Here is a 14,719-nt window from a genome sequence, read left to right as displayed (position 1 = left end):
GGGCTCTGCGTGGGTGGCATGGACGTTCTAGACGCTGGGATTTACGCGGTCGGCCCGTCCGGGTCCGGCAGCTCCGCCTCCAGCCGGTCGAGGAACCGGCTGATGATCTCCGCGATGAGATAGCCGACGAGACCGTGCCGGTAGCTCTCCCGCAGGTCGCCTTCCAGGTCGGTCATCGCCTCCTTGACGGCGGGGTGGACCGTCGTCGACCGTGACGGCGCCTCCACGCCGTCGCCGGCCTGCCGCCGAGCTCGCGCCCACTCGACGCACACCTGCAGGTCCGCGGGGGTCGACGTCACGAGCGCGGCGTTCCACACGTGGTTGGTGCCCAGGCCCCGCCGCCGGAGCGTCTTGCGCAGCCGATTCATGGCCCGTACGGAACGTCGGTGCAGATCGTCGGGCAGGCGGACCGAGAATTTCGCCCACCGCTCGTCGCCCTCGGTCGCGAGGAGGTACGACGCGGCCACGGCCCGGCCCGCCTGCCCGAGCGTCACACCGCTCGACGAGGTCGGGGGCGTACGAGGCAGGTCCACGATGGTACGCGTCGCCCCGGCCCGGCTCACCGTTCCCCGTGACACCGGCCGCGGGCGAGGCTTGTCGGGGATGTTCTGGGCCGGCTGCGGTTCGGGCTCGTGGCGGCCGGCATCGCCCGCGGCGGTTTCCTCCTCCGCGGCGGAAGGCTCACCATGGTCTGCCTGCGGCTCGTCCGGTTCCGCAGGCATGGGCCGCCGTACGGCAGGCTCCGCGGCCGAAGTCTCGACCTTGGCCGGTTCGGCCGGGGGCTCCTCTGCCCTGCGCGCCGGAGGCGACTGATCCGCGGCAGGCTTGGCGGCGGGCGGCTGCTCCGCCACGGGCTTCGCCGGGGCCGGCTCCTCGCGGCGCGGCTTCTGAACCGGAGGAGCTTGCGGGGAGGTCGGCTCCGTGACCGCCTCCGGAGCCGAAGCCGGAGCGGCGGGGGCAGGGGCGGGCTGTTCTTCCTCGACTGCCGTATGGCCGAACCCTGTGATCGGCTTCGGCTTCAACCGTGAGTTCGCCACGCTCACACCTCTGCCACGATCGGCATGCGCAGGTTCGCCGGCCATGCCTGCTTCCACGCCTGCTTCACCTCGGCCGCCAGCGGGTGCCGGATACCCTCGAGAAGCTGGATGGCCACGCCTTCGGCGACCTGGCACACCTTCCGGGCGGAGTCGCGGTCGGCCCCGGAGGTCAGGAACGCGGACAGAGGCGCTTCCGCGTTCTGGCTCTTGTCGACCACGGTGTAGTTCGGGACCCGCCCCTTCCACACCTCGACCTCGAACTCGCTGTTCTGCTTCTGCTGCTCGGCGTCGACCTGCGCCATGAGGTTCCGCTGGGTCTGCGAGCGGTCGGTGTACTCGTTGAACACGAGGCCGAGCACGTTCAACTCCTCGTGCCGGTAGCTGTCGCGGATGTCGTCCACCAGCATCAGCGTCTCCGGGATCGCCTCCACCCCGAACCGCTGCGCCTGCGTCACGAGCAGTGCGTGGTACGCCGCCTTGGCCGCCTGGATCGAGATGAGAGAGCCACCGGGCGGGGTGTCGATCAGCACGACATCCCATCGCGCGTTCGGGGCGATCCCACTCTGCTCGGCCGGCAGCAGCAGGGCCGTCGCCAGCTTCTCCAGGTCGTTCGGACGCCAGGTCGCCGCCGACACCTCCAGGGCGCGGTAGGACGGGATGACGCCGATCGCGCCGATCCGGCCGGGGAACAGGGGGCCGCCGCGGTGGAACGGCTCGTTGAGGTCGTAGCCCCAGTCGACGGTCTGGATGGCATCGTCCGCGACACCGGCCGTGTCAGCCTCGATGACCTCGAGCACGGTCGGCTCAGTCGGAGTCATGATGGGCTTGTTGCCGAGCTTCGTATGTCCGGTCACCTCGAGCTGCACCTTGTGACCGAGGCCGATGCTGGTGTTGCCCTGCGGGTCCAGGTCGACGGCGAGGACGCGTAGCCCCATCCGAGCGAGGGCGTCCAGCAGCAGCAGCGTCAGCGTGGTCTTGCCGGCGCCCCCCTTCCTCATCATCAGGGCGATGACGTTGTCGGTGGAGGTGATGCCATTGGCAAGCCATGTCGACGTGTCCGCTCGCGACTCTGGCGCATCGACTTCGGGCACGGGTGTGACCGACATGTCAGGGGTCCTTCCAGTAGAGAGGTTGCGCGTGCCGTACGGAAAGACGTACGGCCGCAAGCAACATCGTAAAGGGAGTCTTACCTCTTTCCCGGGATCAACACGGGGTGTGCCGGTCGATGATCGATTGATTGCATCGTTTCCTGGAAGACCGCTTGCGTGACCTTGCGGGAGACAGACCTCGTCATCCCATGGGAGATCGCTGGCGTCGCTGGCTGAGAGGCCGACCGGGCGACTGCGCGGACGGCTGAGCGAGTGACTCGGGGACGGCTTGGACGATCGGGTGGCGGATGAGCTGAACGGCTGGATGATCGGGGGCTTGTGTGAGTGTGTGAAAGACCGACTGTGTGACTGTGTGACTGTCAGATCGTGTGATTGTGTGAAAGGCATATCGTCTGACGTGCAGACTTTAAGATTCCTTGACCTAGCGGGGGCTGGATGGGCAGCAAGAAGGGCTCCCGCATGGCTAGCTTGCGAGAGCCCTTCCTCGACCTCTCTACTGGTCGCTCGACAGCCTACCCGCATGTCTCATCCAATCAATGGCTCTCCGGACGATCGTCAGGCCACCTGACCGAGACCTGGATCTACTGACCGACATGCCGACAGGTCTCCCGTACGACGTCATCACAGGGTGCTAGGACGTCATCTATCCAGGGTGATCGCCACTGGGGAAGGTCCCGCCTGGTGTTCGTCCATCGTCCGGTTCGAGCATCGCCTGACGCAGCGGCGGCAAGTCACACCGCTTGCCCGTGTGCTCTCCTCAGTGATCGCCAGAGCCGCCGTGTCCCCGTCGGCTCTCGAGACTCCTTGAACGCCTGCCGCCTTGATGCCGCCCATGCGCACTCGGCCGGGCTCATCCTTCCCACACCGGTTCAGAGCAGCTCTCAGAGATCGCGGTGAAGACCGTGACAGGCCGTACCTGGCGTCATGCAGGCCTTCGGCCCCGCCTGCGCTGAAGCGGCGCCTTTGCAGAGGTACCGCGGCCCGCGAAGTTCCTTCACAGCGGGGGCAGATGGCCTCGTAGAACTGCTCGTAAGAGAAACACAAGACGTGGGCCGCCGACGACCCTATGATGAAACTATGAGCACCAAGCCGATCACCATCAGCGTCGATGAAGACCTGCATCTTTATGTCCTGGCAGAGGTCGAACGCGGTAAGGCACGATCGGTGTCCGCCTACATCAACGACGCCCTCACCCGCAGGGTCGAGGCCGACCGCCAAGCCGATGCGGCATGGCGGGCAGCGGTTGAGAAGGCACGACAGGACGCCGAGTCCGTCGAAAGGGCCCAGCGGCGCACCCGCAAGGCGCGGCAGATCTTTAATGCCCGCTGACAACGCCTTCGTGCTCGACGCCGCCTTCCTGAAAGAGGCGGCACGCGGCGACATCGACATCATCAACATGATCCAGCAATTTGACGCCGAAAGGGTCGCCCTAGTCATCCCGGCGCTGGCCGCCACCGCAGCCGCCATCGACGTAGGTGGGACGCCGGAACGGGTCGCCGTGCTCCGTGGGATCTGCCGGCTGGACTCCGCCCGGTTCGCCGGACTGGTGGATTTCGACGACACGACGGAGCTTGCCCGTATGCGGCTGGCCGTTGAGGCGCTCCCTGACCTGTGGGACGTTCAGGCGGCAGAGCAGGCGATCATGCGCAGTTGTCCCGTCTTGACCGTGAATTACGGGCTATGGAAGAGCGCTGTCCACGAAGCGTCCGGCGAACTGACCGTCGTCGAAGTCGCCGAACTGGACTGAAGATGCTTCTGAGCGCGGATCGTTGCCTACCTGCTGCTAGGCGTTCGCAGTGACGCCGCGAGGCCTTCCACATGCGGAAGATAGCTGTGTCGGCATGACCGCTCAGCCTCTGGGGTCTTCCGGACCCCGTGATCCCGGTGAGGATCCTGCTGCGATCTTCGGGGCGCTTCCGCCGTCGCACCGTGCCCGGTTCCGGATGGAGTACGAGGAGGCTCTGGAAGCCGCCCACGACTTGGCCCGCTTCAAGCAGGTGCAGACGCTGCTGCGCCAGTGGCACCTGCGGGCAATCGCTTACGCCCGCCCGGGTTACGAGGAGGCCGTCCAGGACGCGCTCCAGCGGCGAGCCGACATGTTCACTCGTTACACCCCGCCGGAGTGGGAAGGCCGAGTGTGAGCTACCCATGGGAAGGGCTTCAGCGTGGGTGAACCCGCCGCAGACCGCGGAAGCAAGATATGTGTAACCCATGCTTATCCCGGCTTCCGAGGGCGGAAGCCGTACGACCGGGCGCGGTCGTGCAACGGGTGGTCGGGGTGTGACCTGCTTACTGGTCGGGGTCGGTGATCTCGATGATGTGCGGCGGATTGTCCAGGGCGCGGGACGGCTGTCGCCATTTCTCGGCGTGCAGCGTGAGGATCGGGCAGATCGACACATCGGCGATGGCGGCGGCGTGCGCGTCGTAGACGTCGAGGCCGGTGACGGCCATCGTGTCGGTGAGCTTGGCGGACTGGGTGACGCCGTCCAGCGGGGCGACGATGGCGTGCTCGAACGCGGCCAGGCCGGCGAGCAGCGCCTGGGCGTCGGGTGAGCCGCGGCCGTCGAGGAGCGCGCCGGTGGCGGCCAGTGCGGGGATGATGAGCGGCTGTCCTGCCCGGTCGAAGTCCTGCAGGAGGCCGATCAGGTCGGCGTCGCCGCGGGCGACGTCGGCCAGGACGCCGGTGTCGAGGATGTACGGCGTGGGGGTGAAGTCACTCACCCGGTGCCGCCGGGAAACCGTGCTCGGTGAGCTGGCGGTTCACATGCCGCATCATCCGGGCCACCCGCGCCGGGTCGGCATGGCGGGCGCGTTCGCGGAGCAGGGCCAGTGCCCGCTGGTCGGTGATGCGCTTTTCCGCGATGGCGTCGTTGAAGACGGCGGCCACGCTGGTGGCCTTGCCGGCGGTGACGAGATGCTCGGCGTATTCGAGGACGTCGGGGTCCACGGTGATGGTGATCCGCACCTTCCGGTCTCCGCTCATACCCGGGATCATACTCATCTCCCGTGAAGGTGCGTCCTCCAGCAGATCTGGCCTCCCGGGGCCGGGTGACGACCTTAATTCGGACCGGTCGTTATAATGGTCGTTATGGAGACCCTTCCAATTACGGAGGCCAAGGCTCGTATCGCCGAACTGGCTGACCGCGCCGAGCGTGAGCACGACCATTTCACCCTGACCAAGAACGGTCGACCGGTGGTGATGTTGATTTCGGTTGCTGAGTACGAATCGCTCGTGGAGACGCTGGCTGTCCTCTCCGACCCGGCCACCAGGGCCGACCTCGCTGAATCCGCAGAGACGGAGGACTACACCGGCGAAGAGGAGATGGCGGAGATCATGCGGCAGCGTCTGGGCAGGCGAGGCGCCGCGTGAGCGAGCGGTGGACCATCCGGTACAAGCCCGCAGCGCGCCGGGCACTGGCGGAGGACCTCCCCGAAGAGGTCGCGGTAGCGGCCTATGCGCTGATCACCGGGGCCCTGGCCGACAGTCCCCATCGGGTGGGCAAGCCGCTCGGAGAGCCGTACGAAGGACTGCACTCGGCGCGTCGAGGGACGTACCGCGTCTTGTATCGCATCGATGCCGGCAAAAACGTGGTGGAGATCGATTCCGTTCGGCACCGCCGCGACACCTACCGATACTGACCAATGAACAAGCGGTGCGGGCACGCTGCTGCGATCCCATGGCCGAGACGCCGGGGCCGCCGACGCCGGCGAGGTGACCCCTAACGGCTCAGCGGGTTGCGTCGGCGATGGCGTCGACGGCGCGCAGCGCCAACGCGATGATCGTCAGCATCGGGTTCAGACCGGCTCCCGTGACGAACAGTCCGGCACCTGCCACGAACAGGTTCGTTGTGCCGTGCACGAGGCCGCGGTCGTCGGCCACCGATGTCGCCGGGTCCGTGCCCATGCGGGTCGTCCCGTGCGCATGGCCGGCGAACATCCCGCCGGGGATCGCCGACGGCGCGCTTGCGATCATGGCTGCCCCGGAGGCTTCGAGCAGTCGCACGCTCGCCGCGACGAGGTGGTCGATCTGTGTGACGTCCTCAGGGTGTCTGCGGTACCGCATCCGCAGCGCCGGACTGCCGACCGAGTCCCTGACCTCCGGATCGAGCACAACCCGGTTGTCGGCCTGCGGCAGGTCCTCCCCCAGGGAGTACACCGCCTGGTGACGGGTGTAGGCGTAGGCCGCGAAGTCCATGAGCCCCCGGCCGTACGTGGGTACTCCAGCGGGTAGCGGTGCCACGCCGCCGAGCGCGCGGGCGAAGGTGAGCGGCCCGCCCGCGAACGACACGGGCATGCCGCCGTGGAGCACTCCTCCCCGCCGGAACCCGGCGCCCGCACGCCAGGGGCGGTCCTCGTTCAGGTCGTCGACGGCGACCTGCTGCGCAGGGCCGGAGTCGACGTGTAACTGCTCGTCATAGACGCCCCACGCGACGCCGCCGGTGTGGAACGTCAGGTGCCGGCCGACCTGGTCGGAGTGGTTGCCGAGCCCATGCGGATGGTGCGCGGAGCCGCTCTGCAGCAGCAGCTTCGCGACGTAGATCGCGTTGTTCGCCAGTACGATGACGGATGCCGGCTGCTCGCCGGTCGTACCGTCCGCGCGCAGGTAACGGACCGCCCGCGGCCGACCGGTCACCGGATCGCAGACGACCTCGGTGACCCGTGTGCCGCCGGAAAGCCGCAGCCGGCCGGTCCGCAGCCCCATCGGCAGCGCGAACACGCTTGAGGACGCCTTCGCATCGCGGTGGCAGGCGTAGTTCGTACACAGGCCGCAGCGGGAACAACCGGACCGATCGCCGCGCGCCTTCGACAGGATCGCGGCCGGCGGCTGGTACGGGTGCCAGCCCAGGGCCCGCGCGGCCTCGTCGAGGAGGGTCGTACCGGCCACTCGCCGGACCGGCCGCTGCGGGAACGGCCCGCGGCGGGGTGGTTCGAATGGGTATGTCCCGGCGTTACCGCTGATGCCGACCAGCTGCTCCGCGGCTTCGTACCAGGGCGCCATCTCCTCGTAGTCGATCGGCCAGTCCTCGACCGAGGATCCGTCCGGGACTCCGACCGTGCTCGCGACTCGGAAGTCGGAGGGGTGGAACCGGTAGGCGAAGCCGCTCCAGACGAAAGGGCCGCCGACCCCGAGGTTGCGCTTCAGCCAGGTCGCCGTCGTCGCGGCGCCTTCGAACTCGAGTACCTCCGGCTCGGCCCAGAAATGCTTGCGGTCAACGGCGAAAAGGAGTTCGTCGTCGGTGAAGTCACCGGGCCGGACCAGTTCGGGACCGGCCTCCAGCCCGACGACGTCGAGGCCGCGTTCGGCGAGCGCCGCGGCGATCGTGCCGCCGGCGGCGCCCAGTCCTACGACGACGACGTCGGCGTGCTCGTCTGTGATCATGACTCCCGCTCCCGGGGTGGTCCTGCCCATCCGAAGTACGTCCAGCCGAGCCCGCCGCGGTTGACGCCCCAGCGGGGATGAGCGAGAAACCCGTCCCACGCCCATGCGCGCAACTGCTCGAACAGCTCTCCGGACTGGTTCTCGGCCGCGGCGAGCCACTGTTCCTCCCGCCCGGCGGCCGCGGCGAGCCCGGCGCGCAGCGGCACCAGCCAGGCGGCGTCCTCGGCGGCGAGCCGACGCCGCACGAACACGACGGTGTCGCCCACGATCGGACCGCCGGGCTGCGACGGGTACGGCACGAGAAGGTCCAGCAGGCGGGCCAGCGCTTCGGACTCGGCGACGTCCAGCGGCCCGTCGGCGAGATCACCGCTGTCGGGGCGGCCGCCCCTGGAGTCATGTCGGGACATGGCCGCTCCTGAGCGGGTGGGAACGGCCCGCCCGTTCGTCTTCGGCCGCGTGACCATCAGGTCTCGCCACATGGCCGGCCGCGGGAACAGCAGCCGGGAGTACGACCGGGCCGCGGAGTGTGACCACAGAAGTCCCGGCCCGTCAGGAGCGGGTCTGGATGTTGACGGCCTTGATGCGGGTGTAGGCGTCGACGCCGGTGCGGGCATGGCCGCTGGAGCGGCGGGGTTCGCCGCGGCCGCCGTTCATGTCGGGCGTGAAGTGGCAGTTCACGTTGACCTCGCCGCAGTCGAGGGCGTGGGCGACGCGGAAGGCGCGTTCGATGTCCCGGGTGAAGACCGTGCCGTTGAGGCCGTAGGAGGTGCCGTTCGCGAGGGTGAGCGCCTCCTCCTCGGAGGAGAACGGCATGGCGGCCAGCACCGGGCCGAACACCTCACGCTGCTCGATCTCGCTGCCTGGCCGTACCCGGCCGAGGACGGTCGGCGGCACGTACGTGGCCCGGCTGCTGCAGGCGATGGACGGGGTGCCGACCACCGTGGCGTCGCCGCCGGAGAGCGCCCGGGAGACGAACCCGCGGACCCGGCTCGCGTGGGCCTCACTGATCAACGGGCCGATGAACGTGGCGGGATCGAGCGCGTCGCCGATGGTCAGATTCGCCGCGGCCTCCGCCACGCCCTTGACCACGTCGTCGTAGACCGACTCGTCGACGAGCAGCCGGCTGCCCGCGACACAGACCTCGCCCATGTTGACGAACGCGGCCATCATCGCCCAGCCCACCGCCTGGTCCAGGTCGGCGTCCGCGAAGACGATCACGGGGGACTTGCCGCCGAGTTCCAGGTGGGTGGGGGTGAGGTTGCGGGCGGCCAGCTCCATGACACGGTGGCCGGTCTCGGTGCCGCCGGTCAGGCTGACCAGGTCCACGCGGGGGTCGGTGACGAGCTGTTCGCCGACGGTCTCACCGAGGCCGAGCACGATGTTGAGCACGCCCGGCGGGAGCCCCGCGCGGGTGAGGATGCGGCCGAGTTCGACGAGCGTGACGACGGCCTCCTCCGGGGGCTTGGCCACGATCGAGCATCCGGCGGCGAGTGCCATCGCGATGCGCTGGCTGCCCGTCATCAGGGGCCCGTTCCACGGCAGCAACTCGGCCACCACGCCCGCGGGTTCGCGCAGGCGCATCGTGAGCAGGTCCGGGCCGCCTCCGGGCAGCAGTTCCGGGGGGAACGAGCTGCGCCGTACATCGCCATGCATGGTCCGCGCGACGGCGGCGGCGTAGGAGAAGGCGCCCGCGGCCTCGTACACGTCGTTGGTGAGTGCGCCGCCGACCGCCTTGCCGGTGTCGAGTGCCTCCAGAGTGGCCAGCCGCCGAGCGTCGGCGCGGATCGCCGCCGCCACCGCGTCCAGCAGCTCGGCGCGGGTCGCGCCGGGCATGCTCCGCCACTCGCCCCGGTCGTGACTGCGCCGCGCGGCGGCGAGGGCCGCCTCCACCTCGGCCGGGGTGGCTTCGGCGTAGGAAGCCGGAGTCTCTCCCGTGGACGGATCGACCACCGGGCGGGTAACGCCTTCCCGGGATTCGCGGCCGTCGATGAGCTGGGGAAGCGGGTCGGAATCGAGCCAGGCGGGGTCGTAGCGCATGGGGTCAGCGTGGCCTCCACGAGGTCGGGCGGCATTGTGTCCCTGGCATGGAGTAAGTCCGAGTTGTTGTGCTCCGAGGAGGATGACCCGGCCGGCCGGTGAACCTAGCGTTCGATCTCATGGCACTCACCCCGGGCCTCCCCCTCACCGGCGTTCCCGATCTCCTCCTCACCGGCGGCGACGTGGTCACGATGAACGCACGCCGCGAGGTGCTCATGGGTGGCGCGGTCGCGATCCGCGGCGACACGATCGCCGCGGTGGGCGCGACGAGCGAGTTGCGCGCGCGATGGCCGGGCGTCCCCGAGCTGGATGCGACCGACTGCGTGGTCACGCCGGGAATGGTCAACGCCCACCAGCATCACACCGGTGACCCGCTTGCCCGCGCCTGCATCCCCGATGACGTCCCGTCCGATGAGGCGATCTTTCAATGGTCGGTCCCGCTGCATGGGGCCCACCGCCCCCAGGACGATGAGCTGTCCGCGCTGCTCGCCTGCGTGGAGAGCCTCCGCAACGGCGTCACGACCGTTGTGGAGGCCGGTACGGTCGCCCACCCCGACCGGGTGGCGGCCGCCATGCTGCAGGCCGGCCTGCGCGGAACTGTCGGGACCTGGGGCTGGGACGTCGACGACGCCCCCTTCGCCGCCCCCGCCGAGGAGGTGCTCGACCGCCTCGCGGCGGTGGTCGACGCCTACCCGGCAGGCGGTCTCGTCGAAGGCTGGGTCACGCTCGTCGGCCACGGCCTGGCCTCCGACACGTTGCTCGCCGGGGCCGCCGATCTCGCCCGCTCGACCGGAACCAGGATGACCATGCACATGTCACCCGGGCCCTCCGATCCCGAGCACTACCTTTCCGTCAAGGCCCGCCGCCCGCTGGTCCACCTGGCCGACCTCGGGGTGCTCGGCCCGCATCTGCTGCTCGCTCACGCGGTCTGGCTGGACGACGCCGAGGTGGACGCGCTCATCGAGAGTGATACGGCGGTGGCCTACTGCCCCTGGGCGTACCTGCGGCTCGGCCAGGGCGTCACCCGGGCCGGGCGGCACGGCGAGATCTTCACTCGGGGGGGCAGGGTCGCCCTGGGCTGCGACTCGGCCAACGCGGGTGATGCCGCCGACATACTCAGGGCCGCCGCGCTCGCCGCCGGGCTGGCCAAGGACATGGCCCTGGACCCGACCGCCATCGGCGCCCCCGAGGTCCTGGAGATGGCCACGATCCGCGGGGCCGAGGCGATCGGCATGGCCGGCCGACTCGGCTCGATCGAGCAGGGCAAGCTCGCCGACCTGGTCGTGCACGACGCGACCGGGCCGCAGTGGACCCCGCGCGGGGACGTCGCCCAGCAGCTCGTCTGGTCCACCGACGGGCGTTCGGTCCGCGACGTGTTCGTCGGCGGACGGCACGTGGTTCGTCAGGGCCGCTGCGTGACCGTCGACGAGCGGGCGCTGCGTGCCGAAGCCGTCAAAGCCTCCGCCGGCCTGTTCGACCGGGCCGGTGTCACCGTACGCCACCACTGGCCGCACGTTCGGAGTCACTGATGAGAGTCGCCGTGGTCACCGCCCCCGAGACCGTCGAACTGCGCGAGGAACCTCCGCTTCGGGTCGGCCCCGACGAGGTGCTCGTCGAGGTGGGCGCCTGCGGGCTCTGCACAATGGAACGCCGCCTGTACCTGGGGGAGAAGCGGTTCTACCCGGTCGCGCCGGGCCATGAGGTCGCCGGGCGGGTGGCCGAGGTGGGGGCGGCGGTGGCCGGCCTGCCCGGGTCGCCGCGTGTGGGCGACATCGTCGCCGTGGACCTGCTCACCCGGTGCGGCACCTGTGCCGCCTGCCGCCGGGGGCGCAGCGCGCTGTGCAAGCGACCGCAGGGCGGTGCGCTCGCGGACGGGACGGTGTCGTTCGGGGCCGGGCTCTCCGACCATGTCGTGGTGAAGGCCGCCCAGGCGTACCGGACCGGGGCCGCGCCGATCGAGCACGCGGCCATGGGCGAGCCGGTCGCCTGCGTGGTGCACTCGCTGCGGTTGGGCGGGCTGCGCGTGGGCGACCGGGTGGCGGTGGTGGGTGCGGGCTATATGGGCCGGCTGCACCTGGCCCTCGCGCGGCATCGGGGGGCGGCGGCCGTCGGCGTGATCGATGTGAGCGAGGGCCGGCTGGCCGAGGCCCGCGAGGCGGGCGCGGCCTGGACCGCCGTTCCGGACGAGGCGCCGGACCGGGGCGGGAAACAGGACCTGGTCGTCGTGACCGCCGGAGCGCCCGGCTCTCTGGAGACCGCGGTGGAGCTGTGCGACGACGGCGGCACGGTGGTGCTGTACGGGGCCTTTCCCAAGGACCTGTCGGTCGGGGTGAACCCCGACGCGATCCATCACCACGAGCTGTCGATCGTGGGCGTCTACAGCCAGGAGCCGCAGGACTGGCAGGAGGCGGCGGCGCTCATCGCCTCAGGTGCGCTCGCTCCCGATCTGGATGCCCTGGTCACTGCCCGTTTCGCGCTGGACGACGTCGCCGAGGCGCTTAAGCTCGCCGCGACCGCCCCCGTCTACCGCGTCCTGGTGGGCGGCCGATGAGCATGGTCGTGGGGGTCGATCTCGGGAGCAGCTCGGCACGGGCCGTCGCGATCGACCCTTCGGGGAAGGTGCTGGGGGCGGCGACCGGAGCCTATCCGGGGGCCGGGAGCTGGCCCGAGGGCCGGGCCGATCCCGCCGGCTGGCTGGCGGGCGTCGTCGAGGCCGTGACCGCACTCGGCGAGCTGATCCCCGGGCGGCCTGCGGCGATCTGCGTCGGCGGGCAGAGCCCGACCACCGTCCCCGGGGACGGCGGCCTGGCGGTGACCTGCCGCCATCCGGCGGGGGTGACCGGGAGCCCGGCCGAGCAGCACCACGCCCAGCGTGAGGTGCTCGGCCCGGGCGCGGAGCCGCGGCAGATCTATGACTGGCTGGCGGCGCGGCTCGGTGCGGAGGATCGCCAGGCGCGCTGGCCGGGCGACGAGTCCCTCGACGGGTACGGCCCGCGCGCGACGACCGGCGAGGTCGTCGGGCTGACCGACGGAGGCTTCGGGCTTCCCCCGGACGTCCCGCTGGTCGCCGGGGCGCAGGACGCTTATCTGGCCTTCTGGGCGGGCGGCATCGATGCTCCGGGCCGTGCGCTGGATCCGGGCGGCCGCACCGGCGGGCTCGCCCTGGCGATCGCGGCCACGGCGGCGCACGGCGACCTGTACGCGCTGCGGAGCCCGGCTGCCGGGGTGGACATCGTCGGCGGCCCGGTGAGCGGCCACGGCCTGATGCTGGAGTGGCTGGCCGGGCTGACCGGCAGGCCGGTGGCCGAACTGCTGGGGCTGGCGGAGGCCGTACCTCCGGGAGCTGACGGGGTGACCGTGCTGCCCTATCTGGAGGGTGAGCGCGCACCTCGGTGGAACCGCCGGCTACGGGCCGAGGTCGTGGGCCTGGGCTTCGGCTGCGGTCCCGCTCATCTCGCCCGCGCTGTGCTCGAAGGCGCCGCGTACGGTTTGCGCCACATCGCCGACTCGTTGCCCGGCTCGCTTGACGCGCTCGTCTGCGCCGGGTCGCCTGCGCACAGCCCGCTCTGGTGCCGGATCAAGGCCGACGTGCTGGAGGTGCCCGTCGAGATCCCGGCGGAGACCGATCTGGCGGCGTACGGCGCGGCGCTGGCGGCGGGCGCCGGCGCGGGATGGTGGCCGATGCCGGGAACCGCCCCCGGCGGGTCGTGGCCCCGACCGGCCGTGACCGTGATCAAGCCCTCTCCCGGTGAGGTCTACCGCGAGGCCTACCGGCGGTTCGTCTCGCTCGGCGACGCGGCCGAGCTCCGTCTGACATCGACAGTGAAGGAGTCGTTGTGCCCAATCCTGTGATCTTCGTCGATTTTCCGACGCCCGATCCGGAGGCGACGTCGGTCTTCTACGAGAAGCTCTTCGGCTGGCAGGTCAACCGCCGTCCCGCCGGGGAGTTCCACGAGATCCTCCCCGGTGTCAAGCCCAACCTCGGTATGCACCGGGAGCAGGCCCCGGTGACAGGGCCGGTGCCGCGTGTCTACGTGATGGTCGACGAGCCGCCGGCCTTCCTGGCCCAGGCCGTCGAGCTGGGAGCCACGGTGCTGTGGGAGGAGACGTACTGGGAGGAGTTCAACGGCCGCCACGCCGCCTTCCGTGATCCGTGGGGTACCGAGATCGTGCTCTGGCGGGACAAGGGCACGTACTACAACTCCTGACAATTCAGTTAAAGAAGGGATTTCTAGTGGCTAACACGCTCGTCTTCGTCGACCTTCCGACCTCCGACATCGAGGCGACGTCGGCGTTTTACAAGGACCTGTTCGGCTGGCAGATCAACGGCCGCCCCCAAGGGGTCTTCCACCAGGTCGTCCCCGGCGAGGGCCTGCACCTGGGGTTGTGGAACGAACTGGAGCAGCGGCCGGATCCGTCGCCGCGCCCGCTCCAGCCGCGCTCCGGGCTGCAGCCCCGCACCTACATCCTGGTCGACGCCCCTCCCGGGGAATACCTCAACAAGGCCGTGATCCTCGGTGCCACCGCCCTGTGGGAGCAGACCTACTGGGAGGAGTTCGACGGCCACCACGCGTCGTTCCTCGACCCCTGGGGCAACCAGATCGTCATGTGGTGGAAGCCCGCAGAAGACTGAGGGCGCTGAAGTTTCGTCATCGTTTCGGGCGATCGGGACTGGTGTCGGAGGGCCGGGTGAACCTGGCTCGACGCGATGGGAGCGAAGGAGCAGCTCTGTGGAATTCTTGACGGTCGCCGGCGAGGTGGTGAACGCGGCGATCGAGGCCGCTCGTTCACGAGGCGTCGACATCGCCGTTGTCGTCCTCGACCCGACGTTCACGGTCGCTGCCGCCGCACGGATGGACGGTTGCCCGAAAGCGATGTACAGGGTCGCGGAGGCCAAGGCGTACACGGCTCTCAACTTCGGAGCCGGCAGCGCGGAGATGAAGAAACTGATCGTCATGGAGAACAAGGCGATCATGCAGCGATTGGATCCGATGTTGGCGTTCCTGGGGGGAGGGCTGCCCATCACGCGAGAGGGCGGGGTCGTGGGCGCCGTGGGAGTCAGCGGCGGAACCGAGGAGCAGGACGTCGAGTGCGCGCGGGCAGCCCTGTCGAGGCTGGCTCCGTAGCCGCGCCGACGGCCCGTGCCGAAACCTGTG

At 70.0% G+C, this 14,719-nt stretch carries 18 protein-coding genes; 11 read left to right on the top strand and 7 right to left on the bottom strand.

Features of this window, described 5'->3' with window-relative positions:
- Window positions 1-41 precede the first annotated feature (41 nt).
- Window positions 42-1,037 (bottom strand): hypothetical protein, encoded by a 996-nt coding sequence (locus tag ACFHYQ_RS08455; protein ID WP_394300539.1) that lies wholly within the window; start codon window positions 1,035-1,037, stop codon window positions 42-44.
- A 2-nt stretch (window positions 1,038-1,039) separates the two neighbouring features.
- The gene (locus tag ACFHYQ_RS08450) at window positions 1,040-2,143 is read right to left on the bottom strand and encodes a ParA family protein (protein ID WP_394300538.1); all 1,104 of its coding nucleotides are present in this window, start codon (window positions 2,141-2,143) and stop codon (window positions 1,040-1,042) included.
- A 1,080-nt stretch (window positions 2,144-3,223) separates the two neighbouring features.
- On the opposite strand from ACFHYQ_RS08450, the gene ACFHYQ_RS08445 reads away from it, so the two are divergent.
- The 3 genes from ACFHYQ_RS08445 (at window position 3,224) to ACFHYQ_RS08435 (ending at window position 4,287) form a co-directional block, all read left to right on the top strand.
- The gene (locus ACFHYQ_RS08445) at window positions 3,224-3,475 is read left to right on the top strand and encodes a hypothetical protein (RefSeq protein ID WP_394300537.1); all 252 of its coding nucleotides are present in this window, start codon (window positions 3,224-3,226) and stop codon (window positions 3,473-3,475) included.
- A complete protein-coding gene (locus tag ACFHYQ_RS08440) occupies window positions 3,465-3,893 on the top strand; it encodes a hypothetical protein (RefSeq protein ID WP_394300536.1) in 429 nt (142 codons plus the stop codon). Before ACFHYQ_RS08445 ends, ACFHYQ_RS08440 begins: the two co-directional genes overlap by 11 nt.
- Window positions 3,894-3,987: 94 nt before the next feature.
- Window positions 3,988-4,287, top strand: a complete 300-nt coding sequence (locus ACFHYQ_RS08435; protein WP_394300535.1) for a DUF6247 family protein — start codon at window positions 3,988-3,990, stop codon at window positions 4,285-4,287.
- 148 nt (window positions 4,288-4,435) lie between these two features.
- Here the strand turns inward: ACFHYQ_RS08435 and ACFHYQ_RS08430 are convergent, their stop codons facing one another.
- Window positions 4,436-4,867, bottom strand: a complete 432-nt coding sequence (locus tag ACFHYQ_RS08430; RefSeq protein ID WP_394300534.1) for a PIN domain-containing protein — start codon at window positions 4,865-4,867, stop codon at window positions 4,436-4,438.
- Window positions 4,860-5,129: a hypothetical protein gene (locus tag ACFHYQ_RS08425; RefSeq protein ID WP_394300533.1), complete on the bottom strand. Its 270-nt coding sequence runs from the start codon at window positions 5,127-5,129 to the stop codon at window positions 4,860-4,862. The genes ACFHYQ_RS08430 and ACFHYQ_RS08425 overlap by 8 nt, the downstream gene beginning before the upstream one ends.
- A gap of 105 nt (window positions 5,130-5,234) precedes the next feature.
- Here ACFHYQ_RS08425 and ACFHYQ_RS08420 point away from each other — a divergent pair, with 105 nt between their 5' ends.
- Window positions 5,235-5,516 (top strand): type II toxin-antitoxin system Phd/YefM family antitoxin, encoded by a 282-nt coding sequence (locus ACFHYQ_RS08420; protein ID WP_394300532.1) that lies wholly within the window; start codon window positions 5,235-5,237, stop codon window positions 5,514-5,516.
- Entirely contained in the window at window positions 5,513-5,785 is a 273-nt protein-coding gene (locus ACFHYQ_RS08415; protein WP_394300531.1) for a type II toxin-antitoxin system RelE family toxin, read from the top strand. The genes ACFHYQ_RS08420 and ACFHYQ_RS08415 overlap by 4 nt, the downstream gene beginning before the upstream one ends.
- An 88-nt stretch (window positions 5,786-5,873) precedes the next feature.
- Here ACFHYQ_RS08415 and ACFHYQ_RS08410 read toward each other — a convergent pair whose 3' ends face one another.
- From ACFHYQ_RS08410 to ACFHYQ_RS08400, 3 genes are all read right to left on the bottom strand, one after another.
- Window positions 5,874-7,526 carry a GMC oxidoreductase gene (locus ACFHYQ_RS08410; RefSeq protein ID WP_394300530.1) on the bottom strand — a complete coding sequence of 551 codons (1,653 nt, stop codon included), beginning with the start codon at window positions 7,524-7,526 and terminating at the stop codon, window positions 5,874-5,876.
- A complete protein-coding gene (locus tag ACFHYQ_RS08405; protein ID WP_394300529.1) occupies window positions 7,523-7,933 on the bottom strand; it encodes a hypothetical protein in 411 nt (136 codons plus the stop codon). Before ACFHYQ_RS08405 ends, ACFHYQ_RS08410 begins: the two co-directional genes overlap by 4 nt.
- Window positions 7,934-8,075: 142 nt before the next feature.
- Window positions 8,076-9,563, bottom strand: coding sequence for an aldehyde dehydrogenase family protein (locus ACFHYQ_RS08400; protein ID WP_394300528.1), 1,488 nt, complete (start codon window positions 9,561-9,563; stop codon window positions 8,076-8,078).
- Between the two features lie 119 nt (window positions 9,564-9,682).
- Here ACFHYQ_RS08400 and ACFHYQ_RS08395 point away from each other — a divergent pair, with 119 nt between their 5' ends.
- The 6 genes from ACFHYQ_RS08395 (at window position 9,683) to ACFHYQ_RS08370 (ending at window position 14,689) form a co-directional block, all read left to right on the top strand.
- A complete protein-coding gene (locus ACFHYQ_RS08395; protein WP_394300527.1) occupies window positions 9,683-11,092 on the top strand; it encodes an amidohydrolase family protein in 1,410 nt (469 codons plus the stop codon).
- Window positions 11,092-12,114, top strand: a complete 1,023-nt coding sequence (locus tag ACFHYQ_RS08390) for a zinc-dependent alcohol dehydrogenase (RefSeq protein ID WP_394300526.1) — start codon at window positions 11,092-11,094, stop codon at window positions 12,112-12,114. Before ACFHYQ_RS08395 ends, ACFHYQ_RS08390 begins: the two co-directional genes overlap by 1 nt.
- The gene (locus tag ACFHYQ_RS08385; protein WP_394300525.1) at window positions 12,111-13,415 is read left to right on the top strand and encodes an FGGY-family carbohydrate kinase; all 1,305 of its coding nucleotides are present in this window, start codon (window positions 12,111-12,113) and stop codon (window positions 13,413-13,415) included. Before ACFHYQ_RS08390 ends, ACFHYQ_RS08385 begins: the two co-directional genes overlap by 4 nt.
- The gene (locus ACFHYQ_RS08380) at window positions 13,400-13,771 is read left to right on the top strand and encodes a VOC family protein (protein ID WP_394300524.1); all 372 of its coding nucleotides are present in this window, start codon (window positions 13,400-13,402) and stop codon (window positions 13,769-13,771) included. The genes ACFHYQ_RS08385 and ACFHYQ_RS08380 overlap by 16 nt, the downstream gene beginning before the upstream one ends.
- Window positions 13,772-13,797: 26 nt before the next feature.
- On the top strand, window positions 13,798-14,196 hold the full coding sequence (locus tag ACFHYQ_RS08375; RefSeq protein WP_394300523.1) for a VOC family protein: 399 nt from the start codon (window positions 13,798-13,800) through the stop codon (window positions 14,194-14,196).
- 97 nt (window positions 14,197-14,293) lie between these two features.
- Complete coding sequence (locus ACFHYQ_RS08370) at window positions 14,294-14,689, top strand: GlcG/HbpS family heme-binding protein (RefSeq protein WP_394300522.1); 396 nt, start codon at window positions 14,294-14,296, stop codon at window positions 14,687-14,689.
- Window positions 14,690-14,719: the final 30 nt, after the last annotated feature.

Source organism: Sphaerimonospora cavernae (genome assembly GCF_042435035.1).
Classification (GTDB): domain Bacteria; phylum Actinomycetota; class Actinomycetes; order Streptosporangiales; family Streptosporangiaceae; genus Sphaerimonospora; species Sphaerimonospora cavernae.
Note: the sequence above shows the minus strand (reverse complement) of the source record. Positions and strands in the feature narration are given on the sequence as shown.